Origin of the sequence: Avibacterium endocarditidis, from assembly GCF_002921145.1 — a bacterium.
In the GTDB taxonomy this organism is placed as follows: Bacteria; Pseudomonadota; Gammaproteobacteria; order Enterobacterales; family Pasteurellaceae; genus Avibacterium; species Avibacterium endocarditidis.
In genome coordinates this window covers 1-14766 of the sequence record NZ_PQVI01000068.1, presented here as the reverse complement: position 1 = coordinate 14766, position 14766 = coordinate 1, and the positions used below count along the sequence as shown (strand labels likewise).

Here is a 14766-nt window from a genome sequence, read left to right as displayed (position 1 = left end):
GAGTTGTTTTTGTTGTTATTTTTAGCGTAATGCTTGCTAGATTTTTCAACTCTTTTTTCTCAAAATTTGATCCCTGCCACAAAAATGAAATTTATTTTTCATTTTTGTTTTATTTGAAATAAAAGTGTGATTATATAATGCAGAAATTCGTTTTTAGGGTAACGAGGAGAGAAAGATGAAAACAGTCAGACTTACAGTTGCGCAAGCCTTAGTAAAATTCTTAGATAATCAGTACGTTGAATTTGATGGCAAGGTGACGAAGTTTATTGAAGGTATCTTTGGGATCTTTGGACACGGAAATGTGCTGGGATTAGGGCAAGCACTTGAGCAAAATTTAGGCGATTTAGTCGTTCGGCAAGGACGTAATGAGCAAGGAATGGCGCACGTTGCCATCGGTTTTGCTAAACAGAAATTGCGTAAGCAAATCTATGCGTGTACATCTTCTGTGGGGCCTGGTGCGGCGAATATGATTACCGCGGCGGCAACGGCAACAGCCAACCGTATCCCTTTACTTTTATTACCAGGTGATGTGTTTGCAACACGTCAGCCTGATCCTGTGTTACAACAAATTGAGCAACCTTATGATTTAAGCATTAGTACCAATGACGCCTTCCGTGCGGTGAGTAAATATTGGGATCGAGTCAGCCGTCCGGAGCAATTAATGACAGCTTGTATTAATGCTATGCGTGTGCTGACCGATCCTGCGCAAACTGGGGCGGTAACGATTGCGTTACCGCAAGATGTGCAGGGGGAGGCTTATGATTTTCCGGAATCTTTCCTAGAAAAGCGTATTCATCGCATTGAGCGTACATTGCCGACAGAGCCAATGTTGCAAGATGCCTTGGCGTTAATCCAATCAAAGAAAAAACCACTCATTATTTGTGGTGGTGGGGTGCGTTATTCAGAGGCTGCGGAGCAATTAAAAGCCTTTGCTGAAATTTATAATATTCCTTTTGCGGAGACGCAAGCAGGTAAAAGTGCGGTGGTTTCTTCCCATTATTTGAATGTTGGTGGCGTTGGTGAAACTGGTTGTTTGTCCGCCAATTTACTTGCCAAAGAAGCCGATCTGATTATTGGTGTAGGAACAAGATATACAGATTTTACCACGTCTTCGAAATGGATTTTCCAGCACCCTGAAGTGAAATATCTCAACATCAATGTTTCTCGTTTTGATGCTTATAAATTAGATGGGGTACAAATCACCGCAGATGCGAAAGAAACTTTAGAAAAATTGACCGCACTTCTCGCATCGACAGGTTATCAAAGTGCTTGGGGAGAAGAAATTTCTCAAGCCAAACAACAGTTTGAAAAAGAGCTGGATCGTCTTTATCACCTGTCTTATAGCGAAAATGATTTTGTACCAGAAGTAGACGATAACTTAAATTGTGAAGCAGTGTTTGAAGAATTTATTAGGCTGACAAATTCACGTTTAACTCAGAGCCGGGTACTTGGCATTCTTAATGAAACATTAGGTGAAAATGATGTGATTGTTGGGGCGGCGGGAAGTTTACCTGGTGATTTGCAGCGGGTATGGCAATCGAAAGGTGTGAATACTTACCATTTAGAATATGGTTATTCTTGTATGGGCTATGAGGTGAATGCGGCGCTTGGGGTGAAATTAGCTCAGCCACAACGAGAAGTTTATGCACTGTTAGGTGATGGCTCCTATATGATGCTCCATTCTGAATTGGTTACTTCTATTCAAGAAGGTAAAAAGTTAATGTCATATTATTTGATAATATGACCAACGGCTGTATCAACAATCTTCAAATTGGACACGGTATGGATAGCTTTGCGACAGAATTCCGTTTCAGAAATGCCGATACGAACAAGCTCAATGGCGCTTTTGTTCCAGTAGATTTTGCAATGAATGCGGCTTCTTATGGGTGTAAGACCTATCGTGTAACCACAGAGGAAGAGTTAGTCGCAGCGTTGCAAGATGCGAAAAAACAATCTGTCTCTACGCTAATTGATGTGAAAGTGTTGCCGAAAACAATGGTGCATTCTTATGGCAGTTGGTGGCACGTTGGAGTAGCAGAAGTTTCCGAAAAAGAACGAGTTCAACAGGCTTATGAAAATGCGGTGAAACGCATAAATGAAGCAAGACGTTATTAATTATTCATTGTTTAAGAAGGAAAAATTATGAAAGCTGAAAATGTAAAATTAGGGATTGCACCTATTGGCTGGACAAACGATGATTTACCTGAATTAGGTGCTGAAAATACTTTTGAGCAATGTGTGAGTGAAATGGCGCTGGCAGGCTATACCGGCTGTGAAGTAGGAAACAAATACCCGCGCGATGTTGAAGTATTGAAACACAAGCTTGATGTTCGAGGCATAGAAATTTGTAATGCTTGGTTTAGCACTTTCTTCGTGGACGGAAAAAAAGCGCAAACACTGCAAGATTTTATTAAACATCGTGATTTTTTACATGCGATGGGAGCGAAAGTGATCGGTTGTTCCGAACAAAGCCGCAGTATTCAAGGATTGCCGAAATCAATTTTTAATGAGAAAACCGTTTTCACTGATGCAGAATGGCAACTATTGGCAGAGGGTTATAATGAATTAGCCAAATTAGCCGCTGAAAAAGGAATGCGCGTGTGCTTACATCACCATATGGGAACAGGGATTCAAACACCAGAGGAAATCGATCGTTATATGTCGGTGGTAAATGATGATGTTTATCTCTTATTTGATTCAGGTCATCTGTACTATTCCGAAGGCTCTCAACAGGTAATGCTTGATGTACTAGAAAAATATATTGATCGTATTATTCACGTTCACTTGAAAGATGTTCGCGATGATGTAGTTAATGAAGTGCGGTCGAAAAATTCTAAGTTTTTTAGAGGGCGTGAAAAAGGGACATTTACTGTACCCGGTGATGGCGTGATTGATTTTAAACCTATCTTTGAAATCTTAGATAGACATAATTACAAAGGCTGGATGGTGGTAGAAGCAGAACAAGATCCTGCTGTCGCCAATCCATTTGAATATGCAGTGAAAGGTCGTAAATATATTAAAGATGTAGCAGGAGTTTAATATGATTAAAGTAGGTATTATCGGTGCTGGGCGTATTGGTCGCGTACATTCTGAAAGCATCAGCAAATATGTTAAAGGAGCAGAAATTAAAGCTATTTCTGATATTCGTGTCACTGATGAACTTCAGCAATGGGCAAAAGAAATAGGTATTCCAAATGTCTATGATGATTACCAAAAGATTCTGCAAGATCCTGAAATTGACGCTGTGTTAGTTTGTTCTTCAACCAACACTCACGCCCCAATTTCTATTGAAGCAGCGCGGGCAGGTAAGCATATTTTTTGCGAAAAACCAATTGATGCGAACGTGGAACGCATTCAAGAAGTGCTTAAAGAAGTAGAAAAGGCCGGTGTGAAATTCCAAGTGGGATTTAACCGTCGTTTTGATCATAACTTTAAAGCCATAAAACAACGTGTTGTAGCAGGAGATATTGGTGAGCCTCATTTAATTCGCGTTACCTCAAGAGATCCTGCTGCCCCCCCGATCGAATACGTTAAAGTATCAGGTGGAATGTTCTTTGATATGACAATCCACGACTTTGATATGATCCGTTATCTTTCAGGCAGTGAAGTAACAGAAGTTTATGCAGTAGGTGGAGTGCTCGTTGATCCTGCTATTGGTGAAGCTGGGGATATTGATACTGCCGTAATCACCTTGAAATTAGCTAATGGTGCCATTGGCGTGATTGATAACAGCCGTAAAGCCGTTTATGGCTATGATCAACGCGCTGAAGTATTTGGATCGAAAGGTGCGGTGCAAACGCGTAATGATACTGATTCTACAGCGATATACTCTAGTGAAGCCGGTGTTATCTCAGAAAAACCGAAATACTTCTTTTAGAGCGTTATATGCAATCTTTCGCAGATGAAATGGCATGTTTCGTAGATTCTGTGGTGAATGATAAACCAACATTAGTCAATGGTAATGATGGTTTACAACCTGTGCGGATTGCCTTAGCTGCGAAAAAATCTTTGGAAGAGGGGCGGCCAGTACTATTGAGTGAAATTTGAATGCCTCTGTATAATTAAATAAATTGATATAAATAATGATTTATATCAGTAAATAAATAATTATTGATTTTTTAGTTTGAAGAAAAAAAGTATTTTGCGTATATTAGCCCACAATCATTAGTTTGCATATTATCCGTATTAGAGAATTTTTATGAGACGTTATATTATTTATAGTACTTGTTTGCTAACAATGTGCTGTAGCCAGACAAATGCGGAGGATACCACTAACAATTCACTGACGGATAATCCTACCCCACCTGGAGAAGTTGGTCAAGTTGTTGGTGACCTTCAGGAAAATCGCTCCACGATATCGGTGAGTGCTGCGATAAAAGGTGATCCGATGATAAGTATTATGAACAATGCTTCTGGGATTATTACGGTGTGGGCTATTGCACGAAATAATTGGCTATGGGGGTATTCTCCGTTTGATTCAAAGACATTTGGCAATTTACGAAATTGGTACATATTGAAAAATGCAAATGGTTCAGTGTCATTTCGTAATGTGAGAACTAATACTTGTATTAGTGCTTATAAAACGGGCATTATCCATACAGGGTGTAATCCAAATAGTTTAAGTCAACAATTTGATTTATTACCATTAACTAATGGTGCCGTAGCATTAAAAAATGCGGCTAATCAGGAATGTTTACGTATTCCGATGAAACGTTCAATAGTCTATATGCCAATTACTTTTACGAAATGCTTATCTGGAGAACAAACGACCATCGATCAACAATGGTTTATTATTCCGCCTATTCTTGATTCATATCCGATTCCAAGTTCTAAATAAGGGGCGAATTTATGTGGAAAAAAATCTTTTTTTCGGTGAGTATGTTACTCACTAGTATGCAAACCATGGCTAAGCTTGAGGATTTCAAAGTTGCAACATGGAATTTGCAAGGTTCTTCAGCAGCAAATGAAAATAAATGGAATGTGAGTGTTCGACAGTTGATAACCGGAGCTGGTGCGGCAGATATTTTAGCTATTCAAGAGGCAGGGGTATTGCCTAGTTCAGCCGTGATAACGAGTCGAATGGTTCAACCATCAACGATAGGTATTCCTATTCATGAATATACTTGGAATTTAGGTACAGCTTCGCGTCCAGATAACGTTTTATTTATTATTCTCGTGTCGATGTGGGGGCTAATCGCGTTAATCTTGCCATTATCACGAGAAGACAGGCGGATGAAGTGATTATTATTCCTCCACCAACGGTGGTATCGCGTCCAATTATTGGTATTCGAATTGGTAATGATGCTTTTTTCTCCGTGCATGCGCTAGCAAGTCGTGGGGCTGATTCCGCTGCAATTGTGCGGTCAGTTTTTGATTATTTTAATAATCGACCTGAACAGCGAGCGGTGAATTGGATGATTGTGGGGGACTTTAATCGTGTTCCTTCTAATTTACAGCGTACTTTAGAAACCACAGAACCTGGAATAGCCCGACATATTAATATTATTGCGCCTACTGCTCCGACTCAACAAAGTGGAGGCACATTAGATTATGGGGTAGTTGGAAATTCTGCCAGCTTTGCTGGTACTGCGATTATTGCTTCAATTTTATTTGGTCAAATACGCAGCCAGTTGCTTTCTGATCATCGTCCGGTCGGTTTTTTCGTACCACGCTAAGGAAATATTATGATTGTTGTTCACAAATTATTAAAAATGGGTATTTTACTGATTTTTACTGTTATTGCCCCACTTAGTGAGGCTGATGCTGAAGCGGATTTTGTAGATGATATGGAACAGGTGGATCCATTGATTTCATTGCGAAGTATAGAAACTGGGGTTCCACTCAAGAATGGGCAATATAATGATGACCGAAATTTACAATGGATTATTCGTGAAGTGTTAGCTTCGGATACGATTCTCAAACAGGCTGGTATGACACAATTTAAAGTGCCAGGATTAAATCGCTGTCTTTATACCATACAAAATAGATTAATTTCCGCCAGCTGTGATGCCAAAGATACGGGATCCCTTTGGAAGATTATACCTACTGAGTTAGGTGCTGTTGAGATTAAATCAATGCGTACCAATACGTGCTTGAGTGCTGGAAAAAGTCATAGTGATTATAGATTGGCACCTTGTCAAGAAAACGAAGCAGTACGAACATCACCTAAATTATTGTGGTTTTTTGCACCTGCTGTGATGCCAGCAAAATTGTCACCAGCTTTTCCTGTGGCAGAAATTGAAGTCTCTCCTCAATAAAGATGGGCTTAAACCGTTCTCCTCTTTGAGCTGATTATATTTTCAAACTTTTTCTATGCAAAAAGTGAGAGTATTCACTCTCACTCTTTTATTAACGTAATCCTAATTCAAAATTAATGATTCTGCTTGGCAACTAAAGGTGAAATCTGCCTTTAGCAAGAAGCGATTTTCAACTGGGATAATTTCTGCTTGAATTTGGCAGGGATCGGTTTCAGCAGCACGTGCTTTTTGGGTGAATTCTTGTAAGGCAAGATCAGCCTCGGCTTCTGTGGCATAAACACGTTCAACGTGGCTGGTGCAGTTGCTGTTGTCGATAATAGTGCCAACATCAAAGGTGTTGCAGCCTACGCATTCTACGGGATTCTCTTTTTTCATTTTATGACTCCTATTTTTTATAAATGGAAAAAGTGCGAAATTTTACACCGCACTTTATGTTATGCAAAAAAGCGATGAGAACCCCCATCGCTTGTTAGTTTAATTACACATCATAAGTAGTTGATGCTGTGTTACCGCCGCGTCCTGTCCAGTTGGTGTGGAAGAACTCACCGCGTGGTTTGTCTTTGCGTTCATAGGTGTGCGCACCGAAATAATCACGCTGTGCTTGTAAAAGATTAGCAGGCAAGTTTGCTGAGGTGTAGCCATCTAAGAAAGTGATGGCAGAGGCCATACAAGGCATTGGAATGCCCACTTCAATGGATTTCGCTACCACTTTACGCCAATCGCCCAAGGCATTTTCCAAGATGTTTTTGAAGTATGGATCTGAGCCTAAGAAAATCAGATCTGGGTTAGCTTCATAAGCATCACGAATATTGCCTAAGAAACGGCTACGAATGATACAACCTTCACGCCATAATAAGGCCGTTGCGCCGTAGTTAATGTTCCAACCAAAGTTTTCTGATGCTTCACGGATCAACATAAAGCCTTGTGCGTATGAGATAATTTTTGACGCAAGCAGGGCTTTGCGTACTGCTTCGATCCAAACTTGTTTATCCCCTTCCACGGGTTGAATGGTTTTGTGGAATAATTTTGCTGCGGCAACACGTTGATCTTTAAATGAAGACACGCAACGGGCAAACACAGATTCGGTGATTAAGGTTAATGGAATACCGAAATCGAGGGCGTTGATCCCCGTCCATTTACCTGTCCCTTTTTGTCCTGCGGTGTCTAAGATTTTTTCTACCAATGGTTCGCCATCGGCATCTTTATAACCAAGAATATCGGTGGTGATGTCGATTAAATAGCTATCCAGCTCGGTTTTTTTCCATTCAGCGAAGATTTTTTGCATTTCATCATAGCTTAAGCCTAAACCGTCTTTTAAGAATTGATAGGCTTCACAGATAAGTTGCATATCGCCGTATTCAATGCCGTTATGCACCATTTTCACGAAATGGCCCGCACCTTCTTGACCAACCCAATCACAGCAAGGTTCGCCTTTGTCTGTTTTGGCAGAGATCGCTTGTAGGATAGGTTTTACATAAGGCCAAGCTTCTGCGTTACCACCCGGCATAATAGAAGGCCCGTGTCTTGCTCCCTCTTCACCGCCAGATACGCCAGCACCCACAAAGCGAATGCCTTTTTCCGCCAATTCTTTCACGCGACGATTGGTGTCTGGATAGTTTGAGTTTCCACCATCAATAATGATGTCGCCTTCTTCTAAATAAGGTAGTAAAGCGTTGATAAACTGATCAACCACTTCACCCGCACGCACCATCAACATTACTTTGCGTGGTTTTTCTAATTTGTTTGCCAGATCTTCTAAGGAATAGGCACCGATAATATTTGTGCCTTTCGCTGGCCCTTCTAAGAACTCGTCCACTTTTGAAGTGGTACGGTTATACGCCACCACTTTAAAGCCGTGGTCGTTCATATTTAAAATTAAGTTTTGTCCCATTACCGCTAAACCGATAACGCCGATATCGCCTTTTACTGACATTGTTTTCTCCTGTGTAATCATTGCGAAAATTGTTTTATATGTTTCCTAGCTTAATATATAAGCAATGAAAGCTAAGATTGCAGGTAATCCCTGCTTGATTAAAATACTGTGGTTTCTTGCTGTTGCGGCACCAAAAATGGCTGCAAGAATGATACAACCTAGCAAGAAATAAATCATTGCCACATTTTGAGTGAGCTGAGCGAAAATCAACCCTGCGGCAAGGAAACCGTTATATAGCCCTTGATTGGCAAACAAGACTTTCACTTTCTTTTGAGTGATAAAACGCTCTTCAAGGTTAAAAATTCGTTTTGCACTCTTGCTTTCAATGGCAAATATTTCTAAATAAAGAATATAAAAATGCTCTATAGCAACGAAATAAAGTAAGAGCGTTGCGAGAATGAGCATTCTATTTTTTATCTCCTGCTTGAATAATTTCCGATTTCTGCAAAATAATTTGCTGAAATTCTGCCGATGTTGTAGCCCAATCCACAATATCCACTTGCCAAGGTAAATCACTTTCTGAAAACGCATTTTCGACTTCACATAGCGTTCTTAAAGAAAGGGGCTGTGTTGTCATTACCACCAAATCAAGATCTGAAAAAGGGCGAGCCGTGCCTTTTACTCTTGAGCCAAAAGCTCGCACTTCATATTCACTCAAATAAGTGCGGAGGATTTTTTCCACAATTTCAAGATGTTGGGGTTGAATATCAATCATCGTTATTACGCTGTTGTAACTGGCTGAGCAAGTTTTTGGCAGAAGCTAAAAAGCCGATCATTTGTTCATAAACTTGCTGAGCCTTATTTTGATCGTAAGTGTGCGAGGTGATGTTTCGCATTTTACGATAGAGCAGCCAATCCTCCACTTGCTCAATCAAGCCTGCTTTGGCACTCAAACGCAAAATATCACGGAAATCTGCACTGTCAATTTCATCGGGAGCTTCGGCGATCAGCTTTAATTGGCGTTTCATCATCTTGATACTTAGCTCATAAACAAATTCAAATTTTTGAATGCAACCAGCGATAAGGGTGTCTTGCACAATGTTTTCTTGTGTGGCAAACCATTGCTTATCCGCCAGTTTGGCTAAGGTCATTTCAAGTGAGTTAAACGCTTTTTCTAACGCTGAAAGATCCAGTTGTTCCATTTATTTTCCCAATAAAAATTCCTAAAAAAATCACCGCACTTTCATTTTATTACAACAACTTCGCCGCGTCTTTATCCAAATACCATTCCGTTACGCCATTTTTTGCTTTGATTTTCGCCGCGGGGTAAGGCAGATTTTCCGCCGGTGTGCTTTGGATTTCTTTTAAAATTTCCGCTTTTGCCGCACCGGTTACCAAATAGGTAATGCGTTTAGCTTGCTCAAGCAATTTGGCAGTTTTGGAAATTCGCACTTGCCCTGTTTCTGGGTGTTTGGCGATCACCGCTAAATTCTCGTCATCAAAATTGGTTTGATGTGGGAATAATGAGGCGGTATGCCCGTCTGCGCCCATTCCTAAAATAATCCAATCAAATTCTCCGTTCGGCACGACTTCTGCCAGTTCATTTTGGAAGCGCGCGAGTTCCTGCTCCACCGGGGCTTCACCACGAATGCGGTGAATGTTTTCTGCTGGAATTTCAATATGATCGAACCAATAATTTTTGCACTTCGCCATAATTGCTTTCCGGATCAGAAGGGGCAACCATACGATCATCGCCCCACCAGAAATGCAAGTTTTTCCATTGGATAGCTTGGTTGTACGGTGCGGCTGCCAAGGTTTTAAACAAAAGTTTTGGAGTGCTGCCGCCTGAAAGTGAAATATGCACAGGACGACCTTCAAGGCTGTATTGCTTGAGTTCTTCAGCGATTTTTTCCACCGCACTTTGTGCATTTTCAAAAATAACGTTGTTCATTCTGTTCTCCGAAGATCCCCTAGCTCCCGTAAGAGCGGGGGGATTGGGTTAGACTTTTTTCTTCATTAAACCACTTGGTTTACGCCAAACGCGCCCTGTGCGAGCAATCAGTTTATCCGCTTCTGTTGGCCCCCAAGTGCCGGCTTCGTAATCGTAAATACGGCCGCGCGCGGCTTTGTAATCCAAAATCGGCTGCACAAATTTCCAGCAGGCGTGTACGGCATCAGTACGCGCGAATAGGGTAGCATCACCTTTCATTGCATCAAGCAATAAACGGTCGTAAGCGCTTAATAAACTTGGTTGCGCTAGATCCGCATAGCGGAAATCCATTGACACTTCTTTGGCTTCGAAGCCCGCACCTGGTTTTTTCAAGCCGAAACGCATTGAAATGCCTTCATCAGGTTGAATGCGAATGATCAATTTGTTTTCTGGCGCATTTTGGCTGAATACTGGGTGTGGTGTGGTTTTAAAATGAATCACCACTTCTGTTACGCGTGCAGGTAAGCGTTTTCCGGTACGTACATAAAATGGCACACCCGCCCAACGCCAGTTGTCAATTTCGCAACGCAACGCCATATAGGTTTCCGTATTGGAATCTGGCGGCACGCCTTTTTCTTCAAGATAGCCTTTCACTTCTTTGCCATCAATGAAACCGCGTGTGTATTGCCCGAGTACGAGATTGTTTTTCACGTCTTCTTCGCTTAATGGGTGTAAGCAATGTAGCACTTTCGCCACTTCATCACGCATTGAATCGGCGTTAATAATCGCAGGCGGTTCCATTGCGATCATCGCCAACACTTGCAATAAGTGGTTTTGGAACATATCACGCATTGCGCCAGAACCGTCATAATAGCCACCACGCTCTTCTACACCAAGTTTTTCAGCCCCAGTGATCTCAATATAATCAATGAAGTTGCGGTTCCATAAAGGTTCAAATAAGCCGTTAGAAAAACGCAACACCAACAGGTTTTGCACGGTTTCTTTACCAAGATAATGGTCGATACGGTAAATTTGATGCTCTTCAAAGAAACGGTGGATTTGAATATCTAAGGTTTTGGCTGTTTTAATGTCGTAACCAAAAGGTTTTTCCACGATTAGACGCTTCCAGCCCTGTTCTTCGGTATTTAAACCGTGTGCAGCAAGGCATTCTGGAATCACTCCATAGAGGCTTGGCGGTGTGGACATATAATAAAGCGTGTTGCCTTCGGTGTGATATTTTTCGTGTAATTCTGCTAAACGCGGCACCAGTTTGCCATAATCTTTCGCATCAGAAGTGTTGATGGTTTGGTAATACAGATGGCTACAAAAATGCTCAAGCATCTCGCCTTCCGCTTTTTCCGTTTTGATCAATGCCTGACGCATTTTTTCACGGAATTGCTCATCGGTCATTTCTGTTCTTGCTACGCCTAGCACGGAAAAATCTTCCGCTAAACGCCCGAGTTTATATAAATTGTACAGTGCGGGGATTAATTTACGGTGGGTTAAATCGCCCGAAGCCCCAAAAATCACGATACAGTTTTTTTCTGCGTTGAGGTTTGTCATATGATTGCTATCCATTTTTAAAAGAGTGGTAATAATATGCCCAAATTTGGCAAATTACCAATAGTTCTCATTAATTAAATTGAAAGATGTTGTGCCAGTTTAACTGCGCGTCTGCCACCATCACAAAATCAGGGTTCACCAAGGTTTCCCGCTGATTATAAGTGAGTGGCTGGAAATGCGGATCAAAAATTTTGCCGCCCATTTCCGCTAAAATAATTTCTGCCGCGGCGGTATCCCACTCGCCTGTTTCCCCTAAGCGCACATAACAATCTGCCGTGCCTTCTGCCACCAAGGCGCTTTTAATGCCGCTCGAGCCGATAATCTGAAACTCGTATTGAAAATTTGGATTTAAAATCGACCGTACTTTGTTTTTTGCGGAATATGAGCCAACGGCAATGCGAATAGGGTGGTTAAGATTAACAGGTTGTTTTTCAAGTGCGGTGGTTTTTTGCGGCGTTTTTTTGTATGCCCCTGCGCCTTGTAGCGCATAATAGGTATGCTGTGATTGCGGTGAATGAATCACCCCAAGCACCGGGCGATGTTGATGCACCAAGGCAATTAAAACAGAAAAATTCCCAGTGCGATTAATAAATTGTTGCGTACCATCTAAGGGATCGACCAGCCAATATGTTTGCCACTGTTTCCGTTCAGCAAAGGGAATTTTGCAATTTTCTTCCGATAAAACAGGAATCTCGGGCGTTAAGGCGGTGAGTTTTTCAATTAAAAATTGGCTGACAAAAAGATCCGCTTCGGTAACCGGCGTGTTATCTGCCTTGAGCTGCGGACGGATATTTTTTCCATAAAAACGATTAAGATGACCGCCCGCCTGCTCAGCAATTACCAACACGGATTGCAGTAAAGAAGAATCGAATAACAAAGTGGCCGCCCAAGTGATGAAACAATGGCACAAAGTATAGCAAAGGGGGGAGTAAAGGCAAGGGTGAAAGTGGGAAAAGAAAAAGGGGCAATTGCCCCTTTATTATTCACAAAATAATGAGATATTAAAGTGCGGTGTAATTTTTAGTCTTTTTTCGCACGCAATAACGAAGGGCGTAAATCACCACGCCAGCAAGGAACACCGTTAAACCTAGCCATTCGGCGGTGCTGTCCCAGTTTTCTAATGAAAGCGCAAGCGGCGCGTCTGAGCCACCAGAAGTCACAGAGGCAGCGATGATAAAGGCGAGAATCACGCCGATTAAGCTTTCCCCTACGATTAAACCCGCCGCAAATAACGTGCCATAGCGTTCTGCTTTTTTCTTCACATCATCAACATTTTTGCCGTTGCGTTGTGCAGAAGTCGTTAAGTGTCGATTAATAAACCAAGACAGTACCGCACCAATGACGATAGGCATATTTACAACTGGAGGTAAATAAATCCCCATTCCCACAGCGAGGGCAGGCAGGGCAAAGCGATTTTGGCTGGCTTTTTTCAATAGCGTATCAATGATGATGAGGGCTAAGCCTAATCCGATCCCCATAAAGATATAACGCCATTCTAAATTGCTGGAGAAAATGCCCGTTGCGATGGTGGTCATTAAAGTGGTTTGTGGGGCCGAAAGGGCTTGGCTTGGATCCATATCGGCACGCGGCAATGCTCCTGTAAAGCCATAAGCGTGATACAGAATTTCTAGCACCGGTGCGATCACTAAGGCACCGACCACACAGCCAATAATCAATGCCACTTGCTGACACCAAGGGGTAGCGTGAACCAGTAATCCTGTTTTTAAATCTTGCAAATTATCATTGGAAATAGCCGCGGTGGTAACCACAATCGAGCCGGAGAAAATGGTGAGTGCGGTTAAAAATTTCATTCCTTCCGTGCTGTCGATTAAGCCCGTGATTTTGCCTAATAGCATTAAAGTGAGGGAAATTAGCACCACGGAAATAATCCCAATGCCTGAGATTGGGCTAGATGATGATCCTACAAGCCCTGCCATATAACCACAGGCTGCGGCAACGAAAAAGCCGATAAACACAGCTAAAAAGGTACACACAATGACGAATAATAAGGCATATTCTGTGGCAATCGGTGCTTGCGCAATGAAGTGGTGAAGTGCCACCATAATCAAGGCGATTGCGGCGATTGTGATATAAATCAAGCTGTGTGCGATCATTGGTTTGCGCAGAGGGATCTTTTAATGCGCGGAAAGATTGCGCCATTCCTTGGATCATTGGTTTCATTAACACCAGCAATGTCCAAATTGCTGCAATGCCGATGGTTCCCACGCCAATAAAGCGCACCTTGCTTTTCCAAATGCCCATTGCATAGTTCACCATATCGGCGTCCATAGGCATTGGCGAGGTGCTAGTGAAATAAGGCACTGCAACGCCCCAAGTGAGGAAAATTCCCACTAAAATGGCGATACCCCCTACAATTCCCACTAAATAACCCGCCCCTAATAAGGCAAGAGAGAAGCCCATTGGCACTTGGAAAACGGCATTTCCTCCTTTAAACCATAGGCTTGTGCCATCGGCAATCAGGCGTAAACCGTTAGTGGCAAAGCTCACCACAGCGGCAATCACACCACCTGTTGCGATCTCTTTAATGCCGCTATCGCCTTTTCCTTCTTCGTGGTTGCCGGCTTTGAGAATTTCCGCGGCGGCAACGCCTTCTGGATAAGGCAGATCACTTTTCGCTACCATCACTTGGCGTAATGGCACGGTGAAAATCACCCCTAAAATTCCCCCGCGGCACAAATTAACAAGGTTTGCCAGAAAGGGAAATCTTGCCAATAGCCCATCATCAACAAACCCGGGATCACAAAAATCACCGAAGAAAGTGTACCTGCTGCGGAGGCTTGGGTTTGTACCATATTATTTTCTAAGATATTTGAACCCGAAAACATTTTCAGCACCGCCATTGAAATCACGGCGGCTGGAATTGAAGAGGCAAAAGTTAGCCCTACTTTTAGCCCAAGATAAACATTTGATGCGGTGAAAATCACCGTAATTAACGCCCCTAAGAGCATTCCCCGAAAGGTTAGCTCTTTTAAACTGGGCGAATTTGGTATTGTCGTTTGCATAATTTTCCTCAATTTAGTTATGAAAATGCTTCATTCTATCTGAATTTTGTTAGATCGGATCAAATTTTGTCTAAATCTTGCCTAATGGCATAAAATACGGAAAAACTACCGCACTTTAAA

The 14766-nt window shown here is 42.0% G+C and carries 13 protein-coding genes and 4 pseudogenes; 7 read left to right on the top strand and 10 right to left on the bottom strand.

The window, feature by feature from the left end:
- Nucleotides 1-175 precede the first annotated feature (175 nt).
- The 7 genes and pseudogenes from iolD to C3Z13_RS05240 all read left to right on the top strand — a co-directional run bounded on the left by iolD (nucleotide 176) and on the right by C3Z13_RS05240 (nucleotide 6257).
- Nucleotides 176-2115: pseudogene (iolD, locus tag C3Z13_RS05265) on the top strand (3D-(3,5/4)-trihydroxycyclohexane-1,2-dione acylhydrolase (decyclizing)).
- 27 nt (nucleotides 2116-2142) lie between these two features.
- Nucleotides 2143-3039, top strand: a complete 897-nt coding sequence (gene iolE / locus C3Z13_RS05260; protein ID WP_103855231.1) for a myo-inosose-2 dehydratase — start codon at nucleotides 2143-2145, stop codon at nucleotides 3037-3039.
- Nucleotide 3040: 1 nt separating this feature from the next.
- A pseudogene (gene iolG / locus C3Z13_RS05255) lies at nucleotides 3041-4047 on the top strand (inositol 2-dehydrogenase).
- 151 nt (nucleotides 4048-4198) lie between these two features.
- A complete protein-coding gene (locus tag C3Z13_RS05250) occupies nucleotides 4199-4837 on the top strand; it encodes an RICIN domain-containing protein (protein WP_103855230.1) in 639 nt (212 codons plus the stop codon).
- A gap of 11 nt (nucleotides 4838-4848) precedes the next feature.
- Nucleotides 4849-5241, top strand: a complete 393-nt coding sequence (locus C3Z13_RS12695; RefSeq protein ID WP_281258778.1) for an exonuclease/endonuclease/phosphatase family protein — start codon at nucleotides 4849-4851, stop codon at nucleotides 5239-5241.
- On the top strand, nucleotides 5184-5675 hold the full coding sequence (locus C3Z13_RS12690; RefSeq protein WP_281258777.1) for a cytolethal distending toxin subunit B family protein: 492 nt from the start codon (nucleotides 5184-5186) through the stop codon (nucleotides 5673-5675). The genes C3Z13_RS12695 and C3Z13_RS12690 overlap by 58 nt, the downstream gene beginning before the upstream one ends.
- Nucleotides 5676-5684: 9 nt before the next feature.
- Nucleotides 5685-6257: an RICIN domain-containing protein gene (locus C3Z13_RS05240; RefSeq protein WP_103855229.1), complete on the top strand. Its 573-nt coding sequence runs from the start codon at nucleotides 5685-5687 to the stop codon at nucleotides 6255-6257.
- Nucleotides 6258-6359: 102 nt separating this feature from the next.
- On the opposite strand, the gene C3Z13_RS05235 is transcribed toward C3Z13_RS05240, so the two are convergent.
- The 10 genes and pseudogenes from C3Z13_RS05235 to C3Z13_RS12680 all read right to left on the bottom strand — a co-directional run.
- A complete protein-coding gene (locus C3Z13_RS05235) occupies nucleotides 6360-6632 on the bottom strand; it encodes a YfcZ/YiiS family protein (RefSeq protein WP_103855228.1) in 273 nt (90 codons plus the stop codon).
- 103 nt (nucleotides 6633-6735) lie between these two features.
- Nucleotides 6736-8190, bottom strand: coding sequence for a decarboxylating NADP(+)-dependent phosphogluconate dehydrogenase (gene gnd, locus C3Z13_RS05230; protein WP_103855227.1), 1455 nt, complete (start codon nucleotides 8188-8190; stop codon nucleotides 6736-6738).
- A 45-nt stretch (nucleotides 8191-8235) separates the two neighbouring features.
- Complete coding sequence (locus C3Z13_RS05225) at nucleotides 8236-8595, bottom strand: DUF1304 domain-containing protein (protein WP_103855226.1); 360 nt, start codon at nucleotides 8593-8595, stop codon at nucleotides 8236-8238.
- 1 nt (nucleotide 8596) lies between these two features.
- Nucleotides 8597-8905 (bottom strand): nucleotidyltransferase family protein, encoded by a 309-nt coding sequence (locus C3Z13_RS05220; protein WP_103855225.1) that lies wholly within the window; start codon nucleotides 8903-8905, stop codon nucleotides 8597-8599.
- Complete coding sequence (locus C3Z13_RS05215) at nucleotides 8898-9332, bottom strand: nucleotidyltransferase substrate binding protein (protein WP_103853546.1); 435 nt, start codon at nucleotides 9330-9332, stop codon at nucleotides 8898-8900. The genes C3Z13_RS05220 and C3Z13_RS05215 overlap by 8 nt, the downstream gene beginning before the upstream one ends.
- 49 nt (nucleotides 9333-9381) lie before the next feature.
- Nucleotides 9382-10081, bottom strand: a pseudogene (pgl, locus tag C3Z13_RS05210) (6-phosphogluconolactonase).
- Nucleotides 10082-10129: 48 nt separating this feature from the next.
- Complete coding sequence (gene zwf / locus C3Z13_RS05205; protein WP_103855224.1) at nucleotides 10130-11623, bottom strand: glucose-6-phosphate dehydrogenase; 1494 nt, start codon at nucleotides 11621-11623, stop codon at nucleotides 10130-10132.
- A gap of 70 nt (nucleotides 11624-11693) precedes the next feature.
- Nucleotides 11694-12500 (bottom strand): 3'(2'),5'-bisphosphate nucleotidase CysQ, encoded by an 807-nt coding sequence (cysQ, locus tag C3Z13_RS05200; RefSeq protein ID WP_103855223.1) that lies wholly within the window; start codon nucleotides 12498-12500, stop codon nucleotides 11694-11696.
- Between the two features lie 124 nt (nucleotides 12501-12624).
- Nucleotides 12625-13737, bottom strand: a complete 1113-nt coding sequence (locus tag C3Z13_RS12685) for an OPT family oligopeptide transporter (RefSeq protein ID WP_281258776.1) — start codon at nucleotides 13735-13737, stop codon at nucleotides 12625-12627.
- A 49-nt stretch (nucleotides 13738-13786) separates the two neighbouring features.
- Nucleotides 13787-14592: pseudogene (locus tag C3Z13_RS12680) on the bottom strand (OPT family oligopeptide transporter); the annotation flags it as partial.
- Nucleotides 14593-14766 lie beyond the last annotated feature (174 nt).

What these genes read in the sequence shown, in the direction of transcription:
- iolE (WP_103855231.1), top strand. Translation starts at nt 2,143, where the DNA reads ATGAAAGCTGAAAATGTAAAATTAGGGATTGCACCTATTGGCTGGACA.
- C3Z13_RS05250 (WP_103855230.1), top strand. Translation starts at nt 4,199, where the DNA reads ATGAGACGTTATATTATTTATAGTACTTGTTTGCTAACAATGTGCTGT.
- C3Z13_RS12695 (WP_281258778.1), top strand. Translation starts at nt 4,849, where the DNA reads ATGTGGAAAAAAATCTTTTTTTCGGTGAGTATGTTACTCACTAGTATG.
- C3Z13_RS05240 (WP_103855229.1), top strand. Translation starts at nt 5,685, where the DNA reads ATGATTGTTGTTCACAAATTATTAAAAATGGGTATTTTACTGATTTTT.
- C3Z13_RS05235 (WP_103855228.1), bottom strand. Translation starts at nt 6,632, where the DNA reads ATGAAAAAAGAGAATCCCGTAGAATGCGTAGGCTGCAACACCTTTGAT.
- gnd (WP_103855227.1), bottom strand. Translation starts at nt 8,190, where the DNA reads ATGTCAGTAAAAGGCGATATCGGCGTTATCGGTTTAGCGGTAATGGGA.
- C3Z13_RS05225 (WP_103855226.1), bottom strand. Translation starts at nt 8,595, where the DNA reads ATGCTCATTCTCGCAACGCTCTTACTTTATTTCGTTGCTATAGAGCAT.
- C3Z13_RS05220 (WP_103855225.1), bottom strand. Translation starts at nt 8,905, where the DNA reads ATGATTGATATTCAACCCCAACATCTTGAAATTGTGGAAAAAATCCTC.
- C3Z13_RS05215 (WP_103853546.1), bottom strand. Translation starts at nt 9,332, where the DNA reads ATGGAACAACTGGATCTTTCAGCGTTAGAAAAAGCGTTTAACTCACTT.
- zwf (WP_103855224.1), bottom strand. Translation starts at nt 11,623, where the DNA reads ATGACAAACCTCAACGCAGAAAAAAACTGTATCGTGATTTTTGGGGCT.
- C3Z13_RS12685 (WP_281258776.1), bottom strand. Translation starts at nt 13,737, where the DNA reads ATGATCGCACACAGCTTGATTTATATCACAATCGCCGCAATCGCCTTG.